At 39.0% G+C, this 19,470-nt stretch carries 15 protein-coding genes and 1 rRNA gene; 1 reads left to right on the top strand and 15 read right to left on the bottom strand.

Annotated features, from left to right (window positions below):
- Nucleotides 1-53: 53 nt before the first annotated feature.
- The 9 genes from H5157_RS18720 to H5157_RS18680 form a co-directional block, all read right to left on the bottom strand.
- Entirely contained in the window at nucleotides 54-1,472 is a 1,419-nt protein-coding gene (locus tag H5157_RS18720) for a sigma-54-dependent Fis family transcriptional regulator (RefSeq protein WP_182693059.1), read from the bottom strand.
- Nucleotides 1,473-1,547: 75 nt separating this feature from the next.
- Nucleotides 1,548-2,852: an AarF/ABC1/UbiB kinase family protein gene (locus H5157_RS18715; RefSeq protein WP_182725266.1), complete on the bottom strand. Its 1,305-nt coding sequence runs from the start codon at nucleotides 2,850-2,852 to the stop codon at nucleotides 1,548-1,550.
- Between the two features lie 68 nt (nucleotides 2,853-2,920).
- Nucleotides 2,921-3,475 (bottom strand): DUF1439 domain-containing protein, encoded by a 555-nt coding sequence (locus H5157_RS18710; protein WP_002960677.1) that lies wholly within the window; start codon nucleotides 3,473-3,475, stop codon nucleotides 2,921-2,923.
- A 366-nt stretch (nucleotides 3,476-3,841) separates the two neighbouring features.
- The gene (locus tag H5157_RS18705; protein ID WP_182725265.1) at nucleotides 3,842-6,523 is read right to left on the bottom strand and encodes a DUF349 domain-containing protein; all 2,682 of its coding nucleotides are present in this window, start codon (nucleotides 6,521-6,523) and stop codon (nucleotides 3,842-3,844) included.
- Entirely contained in the window at nucleotides 6,513-6,794 is a 282-nt protein-coding gene (locus tag H5157_RS18700) for a YeaC family protein (RefSeq protein WP_007378333.1), read from the bottom strand. The genes H5157_RS18705 and H5157_RS18700 overlap by 11 nt, the downstream gene beginning before the upstream one ends.
- A gap of 1 nt (nucleotide 6,795) precedes the next feature.
- On the bottom strand, nucleotides 6,796-7,122 hold the full coding sequence (locus H5157_RS18695) for a hypothetical protein (RefSeq protein WP_002960680.1): 327 nt from the start codon (nucleotides 7,120-7,122) through the stop codon (nucleotides 6,796-6,798).
- A gap of 139 nt (nucleotides 7,123-7,261) precedes the next feature.
- Nucleotides 7,262-8,764: a sodium:alanine symporter family protein gene (locus tag H5157_RS18690; protein ID WP_002960681.1), complete on the bottom strand. Its 1,503-nt coding sequence runs from the start codon at nucleotides 8,762-8,764 to the stop codon at nucleotides 7,262-7,264.
- Between the two features lie 378 nt (nucleotides 8,765-9,142).
- Nucleotides 9,143-10,270, bottom strand: coding sequence for a M14-type cytosolic carboxypeptidase (locus tag H5157_RS18685; RefSeq protein WP_002960683.1), 1,128 nt, complete (start codon nucleotides 10,268-10,270; stop codon nucleotides 9,143-9,145).
- A 183-nt stretch (nucleotides 10,271-10,453) separates the two neighbouring features.
- Nucleotides 10,454-11,896, bottom strand: coding sequence for a glyceraldehyde-3-phosphate dehydrogenase (locus H5157_RS18680; RefSeq protein ID WP_002960684.1), 1,443 nt, complete (start codon nucleotides 11,894-11,896; stop codon nucleotides 10,454-10,456).
- A gap of 174 nt (nucleotides 11,897-12,070) precedes the next feature.
- Between H5157_RS18680 and H5157_RS18675 the strand changes: the two genes are divergently transcribed.
- A complete protein-coding gene (locus tag H5157_RS18675; RefSeq protein WP_182725264.1) occupies nucleotides 12,071-12,871 on the top strand; it encodes a DUF2989 domain-containing protein in 801 nt (266 codons plus the stop codon).
- Nucleotides 12,872-13,109: 238 nt separating this feature from the next.
- On the opposite strand, the gene ihfA is transcribed toward H5157_RS18675, so the two are convergent.
- The 6 genes from ihfA to rrf form a co-directional block, all read right to left on the bottom strand.
- Nucleotides 13,110-13,409 (bottom strand): integration host factor subunit alpha, encoded by a 300-nt coding sequence (gene ihfA / locus H5157_RS18670; RefSeq protein WP_002960690.1) that lies wholly within the window; start codon nucleotides 13,407-13,409, stop codon nucleotides 13,110-13,112.
- Between the two features lie 2 nt (nucleotides 13,410-13,411).
- Complete coding sequence (pheT, locus tag H5157_RS18665; protein WP_182725263.1) at nucleotides 13,412-15,799, bottom strand: phenylalanine--tRNA ligase subunit beta; 2,388 nt, start codon at nucleotides 15,797-15,799, stop codon at nucleotides 13,412-13,414.
- Nucleotides 15,800-15,814: 15 nt separating this feature from the next.
- Nucleotides 15,815-16,795, bottom strand: a complete 981-nt coding sequence (gene pheS, locus H5157_RS18660) for a phenylalanine--tRNA ligase subunit alpha (protein WP_039486289.1) — start codon at nucleotides 16,793-16,795, stop codon at nucleotides 15,815-15,817.
- 345 nt (nucleotides 16,796-17,140) lie between these two features.
- Entirely contained in the window at nucleotides 17,141-17,851 is a 711-nt protein-coding gene (hda, locus tag H5157_RS18655; RefSeq protein ID WP_182712929.1) for a DnaA regulatory inactivator Hda, read from the bottom strand.
- Nucleotides 17,851-18,906: a DUF2066 domain-containing protein gene (locus H5157_RS18650; RefSeq protein WP_182696243.1), complete on the bottom strand. Its 1,056-nt coding sequence runs from the start codon at nucleotides 18,904-18,906 to the stop codon at nucleotides 17,851-17,853. The genes hda and H5157_RS18650 overlap by 1 nt, the downstream gene beginning before the upstream one ends.
- 460 nt (nucleotides 18,907-19,366) lie before the next feature.
- A 5S ribosomal RNA gene (rrf, locus tag H5157_RS18645) occupies nucleotides 19,367-19,470 on the bottom strand; the annotation flags it as partial.

Raw genomic sequence — 19,470 nt, 5'->3', positions numbered from 1 at the left:
TATTTCAAAGCAATAAAATAAAATTCGCGACATTAAACGCACTTCGCGATATATCACGAATCTTTAGCAATCCCTAACTTTCGCATTTTTGAGCGTAGTGTACTCTCAGGTAAGCCCAATTTAACTGCCGCTCCTTTATCACCTGATATTTGCCAGTGCGATAACACAAGAACAGAGGTTATATGCTGCTTTTGCGCTTCATCGAGCGTAAGTGAAGGATTAATAACTACTTCACCACCCGCTTGCAAAGGCTGACTTAGCTGAAGTACCGCTTGATTAGATAAAATAGCTTCGCGTTCAAGTACATTTTGCAGCTCTCTAATATTGCCTGGCCAATCGTAAGCCTGCAGCTGCGTAATTGCTTTTTTACTTAGCCCTTTTAAATTTTTCCCGAGCCGTTTATTTAGCTGCGCAATCAAATTAGCGCATAAATAAGGAATATCTTCTTTTCGATCTTTAAGGGCAGGTACTTTTATAGGAAATACATTGAGCCGATAATACAAATCAATTCTAAACGTGCCTTTTTGTACCATTTCCCACAGGTCGCGATTAGTCGCTGCAATTACTCTAATGTTTACTTTTAGCGTGTTGCTGCCACCCACACGCTCAAACTCTTGTTCTTGCAGGACTCTCAGTAATTTACTTTGCGCCTCAAGTGGAAGCTCTGCTATTTCATCTAAAAACAAGGTGCCTTTATCAGCAAGTTCAAAGCGCCCTTTACGGCGGTCATTGGCACCTGTAAACGCGCCCTTTTCATGGCCAAACAATTCCGACTCTAGCAAGCTCGGTGTAAATGCAGCGCAATTTACTTTTATAAAGGCTTGTTCACTACGTTTGCTTAGCCTATACAAGTTACGGGCTACCAACTCTTTACCCGTGCCATTTTCGCCAAGTATAAGCACTGTGCTGTCGGTTTCACTCACCAGTTTTATTTGATCTAACATGGTTTGAAATATATGGCTTTGTCCAACTAGCCCTGAGTCTTGCCAATCTTCGTTAAGTTCTGCAATTAAGTAGTTATTTTCATCTTTTAGCTGCTCACTTAAATGCTTTACTTGCTCAAGTGCCTCTTGCAGTGCATTTTGTGTTTGCTGTTGCAGTGATATATCGCGAAATACCGCTACAGCACCAATTAACTTATCATTTTGATAAACCGGTGTTGAAGTGTATTGAACTGCAAATGAGCTACCGTCTTTACGCCAAAAAACTTCATTTTTAACTTCACGACGTTTTCCATCAAACATGGTGCAGTAAATTTGGCATTCATCAGCGGGATAAGGTGTGCCATCAGCATGAGTATGGTGATGATATTGGTGTATTTTTTTACCTAATAGTTCCTCAGCGCACCAACCTGTCATGCGCTCAGCGGCAGGATTAACAAATACCGCATTACCCGATAGGTCAAAACCGTATATGCCCTCACCTACTGCGTTTAGCAATAATTTAGGATCGTTTAAAAATTGTTTTATCATAAATACACCTCGCGAAATATCGCGAGCATTATGGCAATTTTATACGCTAAGTGCACTTACGCGTAAGTTAAAACGCTATAAATAGTGCTTAAATAACGTTTTTACATCTATTTTTACACCTAGCCTTGCGGCTATTAAATAAAGTCCTGCAAGTTTTCGGTGGATAAATAGCGCATCAACGGGCGGTGTATGCCATTGTTGAGATTGCGCACTAAGGGCAAGCCCTGCATTTTTAATTTTGAGCGCGAGTTCGCTATTTTTAAAATCAAATTCCCCTTCTGCTCTTAGCGGCTCGCACGCCATTAAAAATAAATCAATGACGTTGTTTTTATACTCGTCAACTAAGTCATTTTTAAAATAACCTATGTGTGATGCCGCTTTAAGTACACCTTCTCGGTTGTTTTCGCTACCCGCTTTAAATAAGGCTAAGTACGCTAAGCTAAGCTCGGTTGATATTTCTCGCGTTGCACCAAAATCAAATAAAACAATTTTTTGTGTATCAAGCTGATAATGAAAGTTGGCAAAGTTAGGGTCGGTTTGAATTAATTTAAATTCAAACATTTCTTTAAAAAACAAATCAATCAGTTGCTCTGCAACAAAGCTTTTTTGACTATCTGGTAGCTCTGTAATGCTCTCAATAGGTTCTGCTTTTATATACTCCATAGTTAGCACTTGTTGTGTGCTGTGCTCTGGATATACGTTGGGTACTTTAAAATGGGGATTAGTTGCTAATGCATTTTTATAACGTATTAAGTACTGAGCCTCACGTTTATAATCAGCCTCAGCTAATAACTGTGCCTTAGCCTCACCAATAAGTGGTTTAATATTAAGATCTTTTGGCAATAATCGAGAAATCGTTAATAACGAAATAACGTTATCGACATCACTTACTACACTTTTTGCAATACCAGGATATTGAATTTTAACAGCAAGCTGATCGCCATTTTCTTTATAAGCTAAATGAACTTGCCCTATAGAAGCCGCTGCAAAAGGCCTTAGCTCAATGTGAGAAAAACGCGCTAGCCACTCATCCCCCCATTGCTCTTTTAACACTTCAACAAGCTGCTTATGAGGCATTGGATTCGCGTCTGAGCGCAGTAAAGCAAGTAACTGAGCTAATTCAGGACTAAGTAGATCACCCGCATCCATTGAAAGCAATTGCCCCAGTTTCATTGCTGCACCACGTAAATGTGATAGCTGTGTGGCTAGTTTTTCAATGTTTTTAGGTTGTAGCAGTAAGCTTTTATTGTCCCAACCTTTACCTGTTAGCGCGCTCTTAGCGCCATCAACTAACATGTTGGTAGCAACACCTGTGGCAAGTGAGCCTAATTTTGCAAAGCGAGAAAGCCTAGAAGTGGGAACAGTACGAGGAGCCGCCATAATATTAAAACCTAATTAGCCTGAAAGTCAGGCTAATCAATACGTATATTGTAAGTAGGTAGATCTACTTATAGACGAGGTACTAGCTTAATTGCACCTTCAACCACTTTCATATCAAGTGGAAGCTTACTAAGTAGCATCATTTTAGGGTCATCCATATTTAGAGTATAAACAGGGTTAACCGCTAAAAAAGCATTAATCACATCCATTGCTTGGCTATCAAGTGCACCTAAATTACCTTTGAAACCACCGGCATCAACACTCGAATCAAGTAATTTAATATTACGTAAAAACACCGCTTTTTTCTCACTGTCGTAAAATGGGCTACCTTCAATTTGTAGCTTTAAACGCACTGGGTATTTAAGTGCGAATGCATTAATTTCAGCGCTTGAATCAGCACCAAGAACAACAACGTCGCGGTTATCAGGCCCAATATTTACACTTAAGTCGTTTACATCAAACTGAACCGGCAAACCCATTAAGCTTACTTTTTCACTTAACTTTGGTAATTGCTTACCCAGTACAGACTCAACCTCAGAGTTAGTAAATGAATATACTGATATGCCTTGCGTGGTATTACAGGCGGTTAAAAATAACGCTGCAATAATAACTAAAATTCTCATGAGAACCCTTTTGTTTATAAATTAGTGGTACATAAAAAAGCCGCTATTAAAGCGGCTTAGTAAAATAGTAACCAGCACATATTGTGCTGGTTCTAGGGAGTGTTGACCTTTGTGGATTGAAATTTGTTCAATCTAGGGTCGATTTAATCGCGGCGTGAGGTTTGTAACCTAGCGGGCTAAGTCAAAACCGAGCAACAAAGAGTTAATCGTCCCTAGAAAGAACCCAAAGGGCAGCGCATGTTTGGCATTTATGCTGCGTTATCGCCTATTTATGGGGAATAACCACACTACATAGACTCTGCCTTGCCTAAATACCAAACAGTCTGCTGCAAATTCAACCTCGAAAGGTCAACACCCCCTAGTGTATTAAGCTGCAAGTGTCGCTTTAAGTCGCGTTAGTGTGTCAGGTTCAACTGAACCGTCACTGAGCGCTAATAACTGTTTTAAATAATAGTTTAAATCAGCATGATCGCCACGATGTTTGTCATCTAGCATGGCTACTTGTTCTGCCATTCTAAGTGACTTATCGGTTGAACTTACGTTCGCTAGTATTTCCATGCGAGTAATAAGTTGCTCTTTACTTAATGTTGTTTTAAGCGGTGCTTGATACTGACTTGGTAACGCTTCATTGTTTTCAAGTGCAGTAATTAATACATCTAAATTAGCTTGCTCAGATTTACTTGTAAGCAATGCAAGTTTATCTTCAATAGCAGCTAGTAGCTTTGTAACCTTTGGCGCTAACGATCTAAATTGCGTGTACCCTTTCACTTTTGTTTCTAGGTCGTGCAACTGCGCTCTTTGATTAACATCACTAAGTGCTGCTTCAAGCTCAGCAAGTTCTGCAATTACTTGTTTATCTGACTCGTTTTGCTCGAGTTTTTGCTGCTCAAACTCACTACTACGCTTAGTAAATGTTTCATCGTTATACTGACGAAACTTTTGCCATAACGCATTTTCAGCTTTTAAACCAGCAAAGCCAATGGTTTGCCATTGCTGCTGCATTTGCTTCAACTCTTGGCAGGCAGCGGCTAAATCATCGCTTTGTGATAATTGCTGCGCTTTTTCTACTAACTCATTTTTAAGTGCTGCATTACTTTTATGAAATGCGTTTAATAAAGCCAGTACTTGTTGTTGCTCATTTTTATAACGATCGTTTAGTGTACGGTATGTTTTAGGGTCAACTTTACCCACACTGCGCCACGCTTTATTTAAACGATTGTATTGGCTTTCATAATGTTTCCAATCAAAATCATCCTCAGCAGTTGGCTGTAAATGGAGCGCATGCATGTCGTTAATAATACTTTCACGCTGTGCTTTTGATGCTTCGCGTTGCACTTCTTGCTCTGCGAAGTAACTACGGCAAGGCGCAAATAACAACTCGATTTGTTCATCAAACTGCACACCTTCTAGCTTTTCTTCATCTGTGTCTAAACGACCTAACTCATTCCAACGTTTACGTAGTGCTTTTACTTGCTCTGAGCGTTGTTGTGGGTCTGTACACTCTTCGCTTACTAATGCACTTACTTCTTCTAATAAAGCTTTACGCTTTGGTGCTGCAGCGTATTTTTGCCAATCTTTCGCATCTGCAAGTTGCGCTTCAAGGTCTGCTTTTATGTTTACAAGTGGCTGCTGATATTGCTCAGTAAGTGTATTAAATAACTCTTCAAAGCCTTTAAACACGCCAAAAGCAACATTAAAACGACCTTCTTCAATTAGGCGCTTAACATCACGAGCTTTGCGCTTTGCTTGACTTTGGTTTTTTTCAAGTGGCTTAACTAGCTCATTCATTGGTGCTAAAAATTGCTTTTTATGCCCATTTAACTGTGTTTTAAAGGTACTTTGCAGTGCGCCATCTAAAACATTCAAATGATTACGCGCTGCTTTAAAGCCATTATTAAATTTAGTTAGAGTTGCATCGTATTGTGCTAAATCTTCTGCTGGCTTAATTTCGCATAATGCTGCAAAAGCGAGTTTGTACTCTTTAATAGCCGTTGTTAGCTCGGGTAATTTAGCAACTTGAGTAAATAGTTTTTCTAACTTGCTTACAGCGAGTTTTGATTGTGCATTATTAGCAAGTTCTGTTTCGCTAATAGCTTGCTTAGCTTGCGCTACTTTTGCATCAAGCCAATCTTGTTGAATTTGCTCTGGAGTTTCAAGACCAAGCTGTAAGGCATTTTCAATTTCTTCACCTAAAGCTTCAAGTGTTGCAAGTGCTAATAATTGACGCTGTTGTTGCGCTAATTGCTGCTGCTCTTTGTCATGTACTGCTTTTAGCTGTTCAATGTGTGCATCTAACTTAGTAGTAATAGAAATATATTTTTCATCAAGAAGCTTTACACGTTCATCACTTAACCATTTGAGCTCAAGTGCTTGCCACTGGGCCATTAATTCGCCGGCTTGTGAATTTACAACACCAAAATCTGTTTTTTCACGTAAAGCATTTAACTTAGCTAAAATAACACGTGTTGCACTTTCAACCTGAAGTGGCATTTCAATTGCTAAACGCTCATTTTCAATATGCGTTTCAAGTGCTGCTTTTGCATCACCTTTTGCATGTTTTACTAATGGCTTAATTAATTGATGGGTAATAACAAGTTCAACTAACTGAGTTTGTAGCTCTTCGCTACCTTCTTTAAATGCTTTTTCTACTAATTTTGGATTTGCTAAACGTTTTAATAATTTAACGCGTACTTGCAGTTCTTTTTCTGCAAATGCTAACTTTTCGAGTGTTTTAACAGGTGCAAAACGCTCTATGTATTCACTTTTGATTTGCGCTGTTAGTGTACTTTCGCTATTTAAAACAGCATTAGATATTTGCAGCTCTGCTATATCTTTTAATGCTTGATCTTGTTTATATGCTTTCCACCATAGCGGCAAATTGTTTACCTTTTGCAGCGCTTTACGGCGAATTTCAGCTGAGCTATCTTCAAGTGCTAACGTGTTTAATATGGTTGCATCACGTTCAATGTCTAATTTTTCGATAGCATCAAGACGTACTTGTTGCTTTGGGTGTTTCCACTTAGGTGTAAAAAGGTGCTTAAAGATCATGTTCACTAAACCTAGCTATTTCGTTGTCTGATTTGAATTCTTTTTGTAGTTGAGCTTTTGTCTTTTGGATCATTTCACCATTAGCACCAATCGTAAATTGCTCGTTTGATTGAGCCACCTTTGCTTGATACAACATAACCAACTGCACTGTTTGTTGCTTTTGTTCATCTGATAAAACGGTACCGTCTGGCCACTTGCCAGTAGAAGCACCGTATTGTAAGCGTTCGAATAATTCGGGAGTAATATTTTGTACAAGATTGTCGATGTTCATGTCATTTTTTCTTTTTTAGAGTCACTAAAATAATACGATTTATAAGGTACCAGATACAGCCTATGCCTATTGCGGCAGTGTAAGCATACCACTGAAGTGTTTCTTCTTGCGGTTGTAAAAAGTACAAGCAGAAAAAACCACCTAAAAATAAGATAAGCGCCAAAAAGGAGTGATTTATAAACATCTGCTTTTTTTTAATTCGCTGTTCGCGCTGAAGTTGTAAAACTTGCTCGTCGTTTAGCTCTGCAATGTTGCTTTCGCAATGCGGACATTGCTTATGTTTATCTGAAATTGATTTTGCACATTTTGGGCAACGAATAATCGCCATACTTCTCTCCATACTACGCATAAAAAAAGCGCCTTTCGGCGCCTTTATTGTACTTGTTTTATTTCTCGTTGTCTTTTTTGAATTCAAACCAACAACTGATTTAGGGGCTATAATTTTCTAAGTTGCCCACTAAGTTTAATTACTCAGCGTCTTTTGACTGTTTCTCTAAACGCTTTTCCCAAAACGAGGCGTTTTTAATCCCTAATTTAACTGGGTCAAATGTGATTTTTCCGCCTTTTTTCTTCTGATCCTCATAATCGCTCAAACATAACAAAGCTGGCTTAGCTACAAAGAAAATAGCTAAAATACCCAATATGTTAATCCAAGCCATTAAGCCAACGCCAATATCTCCAATAGTCCAGATATAACCTGAATTATTAACCATACCGTATGCAACCATGAACATAATCACAAATTTCACAAGGACAAGCGGGATATTGCCTTTAAAGTAACGATTTAAGTAAGCAATATTTGTCTCTGCAATGAAGTAATAAGCAAGTATTGTGGTAAAGGCAAAGAAGAATAATGCAATACCGACAAATGCTTGTCCAAAGCTGCCAAATACACTAAATAAAGCCATTTGAGTAAAGGCTGCTGAGCCAACTTCAGTCGCTGCATCGACATTTTGTACAATAAACTGTCCTGCTGGTAAATCACCCACAACATTATATTGCTGCGTTATTAAAATCATTAATGCTGTTGCAGTACACACAAAAATGGTATCAACATAAACCGAAAAAGCTTGTACTAAACCCTGTTGAGCTGGGTGATCAACCTCTGCAGCGGCTGCAGCATGAGGCCCACTACCTTGGCCAGCTTCATTAGAATATATACCACGCTTTACGCCCCAACCAATAGCGGCACCAAAACCAGCCTGTGCAGTAAATGCATCACTAATAATTAAATAGAATATATCAGCTACTTTATCTAAATTTAAAAATACCACGATTAATGCCAGTACTATGTAACCCAGTGCCATAAATGGCACTACTACTTGCGTAAAGTTTGCAATACGCTTTATACCGCCAAAAATAATAAACGCTAAAACAATAAGGATGATTGCTAAAGCGACTAACTTAAAGCTACCTACGTCACCAAAGCTAGTAGTAACCATGTTGCCACTGCCAAACACTTGGGTAAACGCATTACCTACTGCATTTGCTTGTACACCAGGTAGAAAAACACCACAGGCAATAATCGCCGAAACAGCAAATAAAACAGCTAGCCACTTTTGCCCTAAACAACGGTCAAAATAGTACGCTGGGCCACCACGGTATTGCCCATCTTCTTCTGTTTTATAAATTTGGCCTAAAGTAGACTCTGCGTATGCAGTGCTTGCACCTAAAAATGCAACAACCCACATCCAAAAAATTGCGCCTGGCCCACCAAAGCCGATAGCGGCAGCAACGCCAGCGATATTACCAACGCCTACTCGTCCAGACAACGATACTGCAAGGGCTTGAAAAGATGAGATACCTTTATCAGACGTGTTAGGACTAAATAATAACTTACACATTTCTTTAAAATGTCTAACTTGAGCAAATCGAGTTAATACTGAATAAAACAAGCCTGCGCCTAGGCATAAATAGATGAGTGCATTACTCCAAACAACATCATTAACAGCACTTACAAAAGCTTCCATGGATATCCTCTATAGTTATATTTATTATTTTTAATTACGAGACTCTGCTTTAGCTACTACGCTACATAAGCTTTACGAAATAAGGTTTTACCTCTCCCGTCCCGACTCATGATTTAATTAATCTTAACTTAAGTAACCTAACTTTGTTAACACTTAATTTTCAAAATATATAATTACACGCTTGGCGAAAGGCACTACATCTGTAGTATTTAAATGAAAGTAGATTGATTTGTACCGATACGGTGATGATACGCAGCGAAGAAGCGTTGAAAACGTTTTAAGAATAAAGCTGCTATATGATTATTATTTTTTTATACAAGGGGTTTTATTAAAAGCAAAAAGGGTATCAAAACATTGATACCCTTTTAGATAAACGTTTTATCTTAAATCATCAACAACATTAACAATAGCCGCTAATGTATCTTGACCAAATTGATACGAACGACGATCTGACCAGCCGTAATCTGGATCAGGTAAATCGTTGTTGTCTTTAAATGGCATTTCAATTGTGTACGTTAATGCTTTGAATTCTTCAGCCGTAGCTGATGAACCTACCGTTAGGTTAGCTTGACCTGGCTCATCTTTTGGATAGCCATGCTCATCTTGAAACTCAGGTGTAATAGTTAAAAGCGCAGCTTTAAAGCTATCTTCTAAACCTTTTAAGCGTTCATCGTAACTTGGAATACCTTCACTGCCTGCCACAAAGTTATATGGGATAGCTTCATCGCCGTGTATGTCTAAGTGCATATCTAAGCCAGCTTCGCGCATTTTATTAAGCACTAAGTAAACCTCAGGGCTATTTTCCATGCTTGGTGTTTGCCATTCACGGTTTAAGTTAACACCTTTAGCGTTAGTACGAAGATGTCCGCGTGCGCTACCGTCTGGATTCATATTAGGCACAACGTAAAAAACTGCTTTTGATAGAAGCGCAGCTGCATGTGGGTCTTCGTCATCAAGAAGTTTGTGCAGTAGACCTTCAACATACCACTGCGCCATTGTTTCACCTGGGTGTTGACGTGCTGTGATCCAAATGGTTTTCTTGTCTTCACTTGGCTCACCAATTTTAAGCACACTCATATCGCGGCCATCGAGTGTTTCACCAAGCGTTATTAATTGGCAAGCGCCTTGGCTTTGTGCCCAAGATAATAAATCTAAATGGCGGTCGTAACTGTATGGCGCAAAGTAAGCAAAATATACGCTGCCGCACTCTGGTTCAATTTCAAAGCTTAATGTGCCATTTTCATAGCTTGATGGTACACGAAACCATGTTTGGCGGTCATATGATGCAACGGCTTGGTACCCTTCCCAACCATCTGGGTAAGCTGATTTATCAAGCTCATTAATATTTAACTTATGCAATTGGTAAGGTGTTGTTTCAAGACGAAAGTGAAACCACTGATAAAATTCAGACTGGTGATCTTTATTAATTTCTAATTGAATATTTAAAGGATCGGTGGCTTCAATAACTTTGATATTACCACTGTCGAAATTGCTGCTGATTTTCATGAAAAAACCTTTAGGTTGAATAAGTTTATCTGCTTATTAATTCACAGAACTGACATTATTTTATAAATAGTAAAACGAATGTGCATCTTCTTAATTAAAGCCTATCACAAGGCATACGCTTTAAAAATAATACACGACCAAAAAAGCCAGCAACATGCTGGCTTTTAAGTCACTGCAAATAAATTAGCGAGGTAAGCTTGGGAATGACACTTCGGCCATATCGCGCATACAACGAACTACTTGGCAGCTGTAACCAAACTCATTGTCGTACCATACATATAAAACAATACGGTTATCTTCAACAATTGTTGCTTGTGAATCAACAACACCTGCGTAACGGCTACCTACTAAATCGGTAGATACAATTTCCGTTGATGCAGTGTAATCAATTTGATCACGTAAGTCTGAATGAAGTGCTGTATCGCGTAAAAATGCGTTTAGCTCTTCAACTGATGTGCTTGTTGCTAAGTTAAGATTTAAAATAGCTAGCGACACATTAGGTGTAGGTACGCGGATTGCGTTACCTGTTAACTTGCCTTCAAGCTCTGGTAATGCTTTTGAAACCGCTTTTGCAGCACCTGTTTCAGTAATTACCATATTGAGTGCTGCGGCACGGCCACGGCGCTCTGCTTTGTGGTAGTTATCAATAAGGTTTTGATCGTTCGTGTACGAGTGTACAGTTTCAACATGGCCATTATTGATACCAAACTTATCATTTAATGCTTTAAGCGTTGGTGTAATTGCATTGGTTGTACAGCTTGCTGCACAAACAATTTTATCTTCAGGTAAAATATCTTTGTTATTAACACCATATACGATGTTTTTGATATTGCCTTTTGCAGGAGCTGTTAATAATACTTTTGCAGCGCCCTTACACTCTAGGTGCTGGCCAAGGCCCGCTTCGTCTTTCCAAATACCGGTGTTATCAACAATTAATGCATTGTCGATACCGTATTGAGTGTAATCAATTTCGCTAGGAGAGTTAGCGTAAATAACTTGAATGTAGCTACCGTTAGCTTTAATTGCATTGCGTTCTTTATCAATCGTGATTGAGCCATTGAATGGACCGTGAATTGAATCACGACGCAGTAAGCTTGCACGCTTTTCAAGATCCCCATCTTTACCACCACGCACAACAATAGCGCGCAAACGTAAATCTGAATATGGACCTGATTTTTCAATTAATAAACGCGCTAATAAACGACCGATACGACCAAAACCATACAATACTACATCGCGTGGCTCTTTCGCTGGTGAGTCTGTTATTTCTGCAAGTTCATCTTTTACAAACTCTTCTACTGAACGACCTTTTGCGGCTTCAGTGAACAAATAACTATATGCAAGCTTACCAATATCAATACGTGCTGAGTTTAATTCCATTTTGCTGATAGCTTCTAAAAATGGGAAGCTTTCGCGCAAACGTAATTTAGTGCCTTCAAACTGAGCAACGGTTTTGTGAGATTTGATAATATCGATAGTACTGGCATTTACGAGAGGACGGCCATATACAGCGATTTCGATACCACGATTACGGTAAAGCTTACCAATAATTGGTTGCATGCTTTCTGCGTAATCTTGGCGCTCTTGCCAACTATTTGTGTATTCTAACTCGTGAGATGAGGTCATTTTATTTACCTAAGTTTATCATTTTGAACGGATAGCCTTTAAAAATGCACTATATTTTGAGAGTAATGCACTTCAGGCAGGGCTATTCTAATTTAAACTGAAGTTATTCTCTACTGTTAGGCATTAAATGATTGCGTTAGAATAACAAAGTAAATATTCATTTGGGGTTAAGGAATGCTTAAAAAAGCAAGTGTACTATTGGGTTTGCTAACATTGGCAGGGTGTGAAGAGCCGTTAACACTCGCACAAGTGTGCAAAGAAACACCTGGCTTTTGTAGCGACTTAAACAAAGACAGTCACTGCAAGGATGAGCGTTCTGATGTAATTATCAAACGCTACATAGAATACAAAGACCCTACTGATGAAAATAAATATCAATTACTCAAGGACTTTGAATCTTATAACCAATGCATAACTTTGGCCGCTAAAATTGAACATATTAAGTTAAAAGCTAAAAAAACGTCACGTATTGATGGTCAATTAACGAGTATTAAAGAAATGACTCGGTTATATCAAGATACCCAAAATACAAACCACCCAGGTTTGCTCTACTACCAATGGTCACGAAATAACAACCAAAGTGCGTTGACTAAATTATTGGCTATAGAAAATGATAAAAGTGTAACGCAAAGTGCCGAAATGCAATTTTTTTTAGCATCGTACTATATTAAATTTGATGATGAAAAAACCATTGATTTACTTTATAAAACTCTAGAGCTCAATAAAAAAGACAACATACCGAATCCGGAAGTGTATACATCACTTATTAGTCTTTTTTATAAACATGATAAGTTTAAGCACGCATATATATTTTCTAAAGTAGCGCAAATGTCGGGGATTGAAAATATTGATGTATTTGAAATTGAGCAGAAATTAGTCGCAAATGGTAAAAGCTTAGATAGCCTAGATGTACTTGTAGAGCAAACATTTCAGCAAATAATGGCAGGTGATTTTGTATCTCCTCGAGAGTTTTAATTTATAATCGCAAAAATAACCTAATACCAATCTGCTTATGTATGGGGTCTATTTAACGTTAAGGAAATTACACTAGAACTAGGCAAAAATTTTGTATCTAGTTGTTCTAGATAAAAATATTTTAACGACGTTATAGTGTTATTTAATTCGTTAAATTGATCAAAGATTTATGCAGGTTGGTATAATTTAATAACTAGGTTATTCAGGCAAATAAAAAGGCAGCTTACGCTGCCTTTTTTTATTTTGCTTTGCTTGTGCCCACTTCTACGCGGGTTTTAAGCTTTTGACCTGGTCGAAAAGTCACCACGCGACGTGCCGAAATAGGAATATCTTCGCCTGTTTTCGGGTTGCGGCCTGGTCTTTCTTTTTTGTCTCGAAGATCAAAGTTACCAAATCCAGAGAGCTTAACCTGCTCGCCTTTTTCTAGCGCTGAGCGGATTTCTTCAAAAAACGCTTCAACTAAATCTTTGGCATCTTTTTTATTGATCCCGAGCTTTTCAAATAGGTGTTCAGCTATGTCGGCTTTAGTAAGCGCCATATCTAGTCCCTCAACGATGCATTAAACTGTTCGGCCAATTCGGCCACCACGTTATCAACTACTAGATTGATATCTTTCTCTTCGAGTGTTCTATCAACCGCTTGCAGTGTTAGAGCAATCGCCAAACTCTTATAATTTGGCTCAATACCTTTGCCCTTATACACATCGAATAAGTTTAGGTCAACCAATTGATTTCCGCCAACTTTTTCGATCACGCTTAAAATGTCGCCAGATTTAACGCTGTCTGCCACTAAAATCGCGATGTCGCGGCGATTTGAAGGGAATTTAGACACCCCTTCGGCTTGCGGTAAATTTCTTTTTTCTATTGCTGACATTTCAATTTCAAAAACAAAAGTTGCGTTGTTGATATCTAACGACTTTTGAGCTTGAGGATGTAAAGCACCAAAAAAACCAACCTTTTTACCATCAACATATATTACTGCTGATTGACCAGGGTGAAGTCCATCTGACTGCTCGGCTTTAATTTCAAAGCGAGTAATGTCATTGGTAATTGCAAGTAAGGCTTCAACATCACCTTTTAAATCGTAAAAATCAACATTGCGTTTTTCTTCAACCCAATGTTCACCATTTACAAGACCCGTAATAACACCGCCAATAACCGGTACTTGGTAAACACCATTTTCTGCACTTTCGTCGCTTATAAATTTAAGACCATGTTCGAATAAACGAATACGAGGCTGTTGGCGATTTTGGTTATACGCTACAGACGCTAATAAACCCGGCATTAAACTTACACGCATTGCTGACATTTCAATTGAAATAGGATGCGGTAATACCATTGCTTTACACTCTGGGTGTAAAATAGCTTGTGCTTTAGGGTCTACAAAGCTGTACGTAATTGCTTCTTGGTAACCACGAGTCACTAACGTATTGCGGAACTTGCTAAGCGCAATAGTTGCTTCGTTATGTGTCGTCATTTTAAGTTTTGCAGTTGGTGCAACATTTGGAATGCTGTTGTAACCGTAAACACGTGCTACTTCTTCAATTAAATCTTCTTCGATGCGAATATCAAAACGGTAGCTTGGTACGTCCGCACTCCAGCTTTCATTTTCTACTTTAACATCAAGACCTAAACGCGTAAGAATATCTGTTACTTTAGCATCTTCAATATGATGACCAATAACACGGTCTAAACGTGCACGACGAAGACGTACTTCAGTCACTTTTGGTAGTTTATCAGCCGCAACAGCTTCAACTACAGGGCCTGCTTGACCACCTACAATCTCGAGAAGAAGTGCTGTTGCACGTTCCATTGCATCGTGTTGTAGAGCAAAATCAACACCGCGTTCATAACGGTGTGAAGCATCAGTGTGTAAACCGTAGCTACGTGCTTGTCCTGCAATTGCTACAGGATTAAAAAATGCGCTTTCAAGTAATATATCAGATGTTTTATCTGTAACACCTGATTGCTCCCCACCAAAAATACCCGCAATTGCAAGTGCTTTATTATGATCGGCTATCACAAGTGTTGTGTCGTTTAATTTAGCGGTATTACCGTCTAATAAAACAAGTTCTTCGCCTGCGTTTGCACTACGAACTTTAATACCACCTTCAATCGCATTTAAATCAAACGCGTGCATTGGGTGACCAAGTTCAAGTAATACATAGTTAGTAACATCAACTACAGGATCGATAGAACGTACGCCACTACGACGTAATTTTTCAACCATCCAAAGTGGTGTTTCAGCACCAAGGTTAATGCCCTTTATCACACGGCCAAGGTAACGAGGACATGCATCTTCGTTAACTAGCTCAATTGATACTTTGTCATCAATTGTTGGCGTAACCGCTGGGATACCTAATACATTTACGTCAATGCTATTTAAAACACCTACTTCACGAGCAAGGCCTTTAATACCTAAACAATCACCACGGTTTGGTGTTAAATCAACATCTATAATATTGTCATCAAGACCTAGGTAGTCACGTAAATCAGTGCCTACTGGTGCATCACTTGGCAATTCCATAATGCCGTCGCCTTCTTCGCTAATACCTAGCTCAACAAAAGCACATAGCATTCCGTTTGAAGGTTGGCCGCGTAGTTTGGCTTTTTTAATTTTAAAGTCACCAGGAAGTACAGCGCCCACAGTTGCAACAGCAACTTTAATACCTAAACGACAATTTGGTGCACCACACACGATATCAAGTAGCTCATCGCCACCTACGTTAATTTTGGTAACACGAAGTTTATCTGCATCAGGGTGTTGACCACATTCAACAACTTCACCAACAACTACGCCATTAAATTTGGCAGCAGCAGGCTCAACACCATCAACTTCTAGACCAGCCATTGAAAGCTGTTCCGAAAGAGCTTGCGTATCAATAGCAGGATTAACCCACTCTCTTAACCACTTTTCACTAAATTTCATTTTATTGTTTCACTCTTAACGGAACTGGTTCAGGAATTTTAAGTCATTTTCGAAAAATGCACGCAAATCGTTTACGCCATAGCGCAACATTGTTAAACGCTCTACACCCATGCCAAAGGCAAAGCCGGTGTATTTTTCTGGGTCAATGCCCACAGACTTAAGTACATTGGGATGTACCATGCCGCAGCCTAGTACTTCTAACCACTTACCGTCTTTACCCATAACATCTACTTCAGCTGAAGGTTCTGTAAATGGGAAGAATGAAGGACGGAAACGAATTTCCATATCCTCTTCAAAGAAGTTACGTAAAAAATCATGCAAAATACCTTTTAACTCCGTAAAGCTAACATCGGTATCAACCATTAAACCTTCAACCTGGTGGAACATTGGTGTATGTGTTTGGTCGTAATCGTTACGGTATACACGTCCAGGTGAAATAATGCGCAGTGGTGGCTGCTCAGTTTCCATAGTACGAATTTGCACGCCACTAGTTTGTGTGCGTAGTACTAATTTAGGATTGAAATAAAAGGTATCATGATCAGCACGTGCTGGATGGTGCTCAGGGATATTTAGCGCATCAAAGTTATGAAAATCGTCTTCGATTTCTGGACCAGATTTAACTTCAAAACCTAACTCACCAAAAAAGCTTTCTATACGCTCAATAGTGCGCGTAACTGGGTGTAAACCGCCGGTAGGCATAACACGTCCTGGCAGAGTTACATCTATAGTTTCAGCAGCTAGCTTTTCTTCAAGTGCTTTACTTGCAAGCAATTCACGCTTTTCGTTAATAGCAACTTGCACATCTTGTTTAGCTTGGTTTATAACTTGGCCTGCTTCTTTACGTTCTTCAGGTGCTATTTTACCTAACGTTTTAAGTAAGCTAGTGATTTCGCCTTTTTTACCAAGGTAATTAACCCTGATATCTTCTAACTGCGCTATTTCACTGGCACTGGCTACCGCCTCAAGTGCTTGCGCTAATATGTTTTCTAAGTTCATTCGATACCTGATCTTTCACAGAAGGTGATTGCTTAAGAGCGTGTTGGCCTTTCAAGATTGCTTTACAACAGTGTGGTTGGTTATTAAATAAGGTTAAGCATTGGACTGTAGTTTCCTACATAAGTGATGCAATAACGCTAAATAAAGACCAAACACATGCAGTTTGAAGTGTTTATCTCGGAGGCTACGTTCTTTGTTGTTCGGGTTTCGCATATAAATACTACGCTAAAGCCCTCACGACGCGATTAAAGCACTCTTAAATTAAACAAATTCCAATCAGGAAAGGTAAACACGCTCTGATAATAGCTTATGATAACTGAAAGCAGGGTCTAGATTCTAGACCTACTACAGCTTTAACGTTGATTTTATAAAAGGAATAGTTAATTTTCGCTGTGCAGCCATAGATGCATGATCTAATTCGTCGAGTACATCTAATAAAGCTCGCATATCACGGCTTAAACGGGTTAATAAAAAGCGTGCACACTCATCACTTAATTCAAGGCCGCGCATGTGAGCGCGCTTAACAAGCGCTTGTGCTTTATCGTCATCACTCATAGAACGAATTTGAAAGGTTGTTCCCCACGTTAGACGAGACTCTAAGTCAGGCAGAGATATATTGAGCATGCTAGGAAGTAAATCAGCAGTTACTACTAACATTTTACCGGGTTCGTTAAACCGGTTAAAGAAGTTAAATAGTGCTTTTTCCCACGCATCATTCCCTGCAACTAAATGCACGTCATCAATACATAGAACATCAAGCGCTTCTAAACCGTCTAATACCATGGGTCCAAAGTCAATTACTTCGCGCATAGACAGCAACATATTAGATAAGCCACGCTCTTGTGCTTTTATGCAGGTTGCATATAAAAGATGAGACTTGCCCGAATCACCTAAACCACATAGGTATGTATACTGAAACGTTTTTGCTAATTTGGAAAAGCTATCTTTTAGGTGATTAACCTCCAAAGAGTCTTCTCCCCCAAAATACGATGCAAATGTTTCGTCATCCGGTAAAGTAACCGGTAGTGCCATTTGCATCGGCTCAGACATTAGCATTATGGTGTTACCCATTGATACTCTAAGCTATTTTTATCAACAACATGATAAAATGCGCGTGGATCCTCATAATCTTTAAATGAAGAGTCTAACCCTAACCCTTTTTTAAGATCACTCAAGTTACCAGTATGATTTAATTTAAATTCAACAAATTCCGGTGTTTTACGAACAATTTTGACTTGCGTAACAACACTTATGCTCAATAATCTTCGTTTCGCTAATTCTATATCAACAAAACTTTGTGTGCCTTTTAGCGTGAGCGTAGCAGTTGCTTGTTCATAATAAGCATTTGGGTCAATTGCATACTCACTTGCAAGGCCTCGAGCTAAGGTGTCAATCATCTGGCTAACTATTTGCTGCTTATCGCCCGTTAATCTATTTGAATCAAATTGATCATCATTAGTAAAACGCCAATCTAAAATCCAATTTTCGCTATCAGCTTCTTTATACATTCTTGCTGTAATACTTCGCTCAGCACTGTAGCGTCTAGAGGCCTCTTCTACTGGTTCAGAAAAGTTACCCCATACCTCAGGAATACCTACTAGACGTCGATCTTGTAAATCAAGTAATGGAACAACGACAGGTAAACCACGACGCCCTGCTTTGTCATAAATTAACTGCTCTAACTGCGGGTAACTTTCTTGTGTTACTAATTCTCTGCGCCAATTGTCTTCAATACCTAACCATATTGCGACTAATGGACGTTGTACTCCCCATAAAGGTAAGTTTAACTCTTTGATTAGCGCGTTGATCTTTCGAGCTTCAAATTTAACAACGAGTTTCAATTGTCCATTTGCTCTCTCGTCATATTCAAACTTAAGCATATAATCAGAAATATCTTTAGTACGTTGCTGCGCTAACTTATTTTGATCCGCAGTTTCATCACCGCTTACTTTCACTAAAACATTAAGCAAAGCTTTTCGACTCGCAGCTAATCGAGTATCTCGTGTTTTGTCATCCACTTTTAAAATATCTTGATATAGATCAGTTACTTCAACTGCCGACACAGAAAAACAAAATAAAATGGATATGGCGCTAATTAATAATCTATACACAGGCTGTTAGTTCTTGGTTTTAAACTGATTTGATCCTAAATCAAAGACAGTAACAAAGCAAAATTAAATTTGTTATCTAAGGAAATGAGAGTAATTAGCTTTTATAAAAAATAAAAAAGATTAAATTAACTTCAGGAGTCGCTAAGCTCACCCGACCTACGTGATGGTGTTGATGTGAATGTGTGTTAATTGCGCGCATTTCACTTTTCTTCAGACGTAAAAAAGCCCGACTATTTCTAGTCGGGCTCTCTACAATTTGAAGTCGGTGCGGGATGTCGTAGTGCCCACAGCGGTGGAGAGTCACAGTGAAATGCTACACTCTCTTTGTGTCTTGAGTCGCTGCGCTCGCCCGGCCTACGAGATGGGTGTTGCTGTGAGTGGATGATAATTGCGCACATTTTACTTTTCTGCAGACGTAAAAAAGCCCGAATCGTTAGATTCGGGCTTTCTACAATTTGAAGCCTGGTAATGTCCTACTTTCACATAGCAAATGCTACACTATCATCGGCGCTGTTTCGTTTCACTACTGAGTTCGGCATGGAGTCAGGTGGGTCCAAAACGCTA

Source organism: Pseudoalteromonas sp. SG43-3 (assembly GCF_014164385.1).
GTDB classification, from domain to species: Bacteria; Pseudomonadota; Gammaproteobacteria; order Enterobacterales; family Alteromonadaceae; genus Pseudoalteromonas; species Pseudoalteromonas distincta.
The sequence above is the reverse complement of the archived record's forward strand: the minus strand, read 5'-3'. Positions and strand labels throughout refer to the sequence as shown.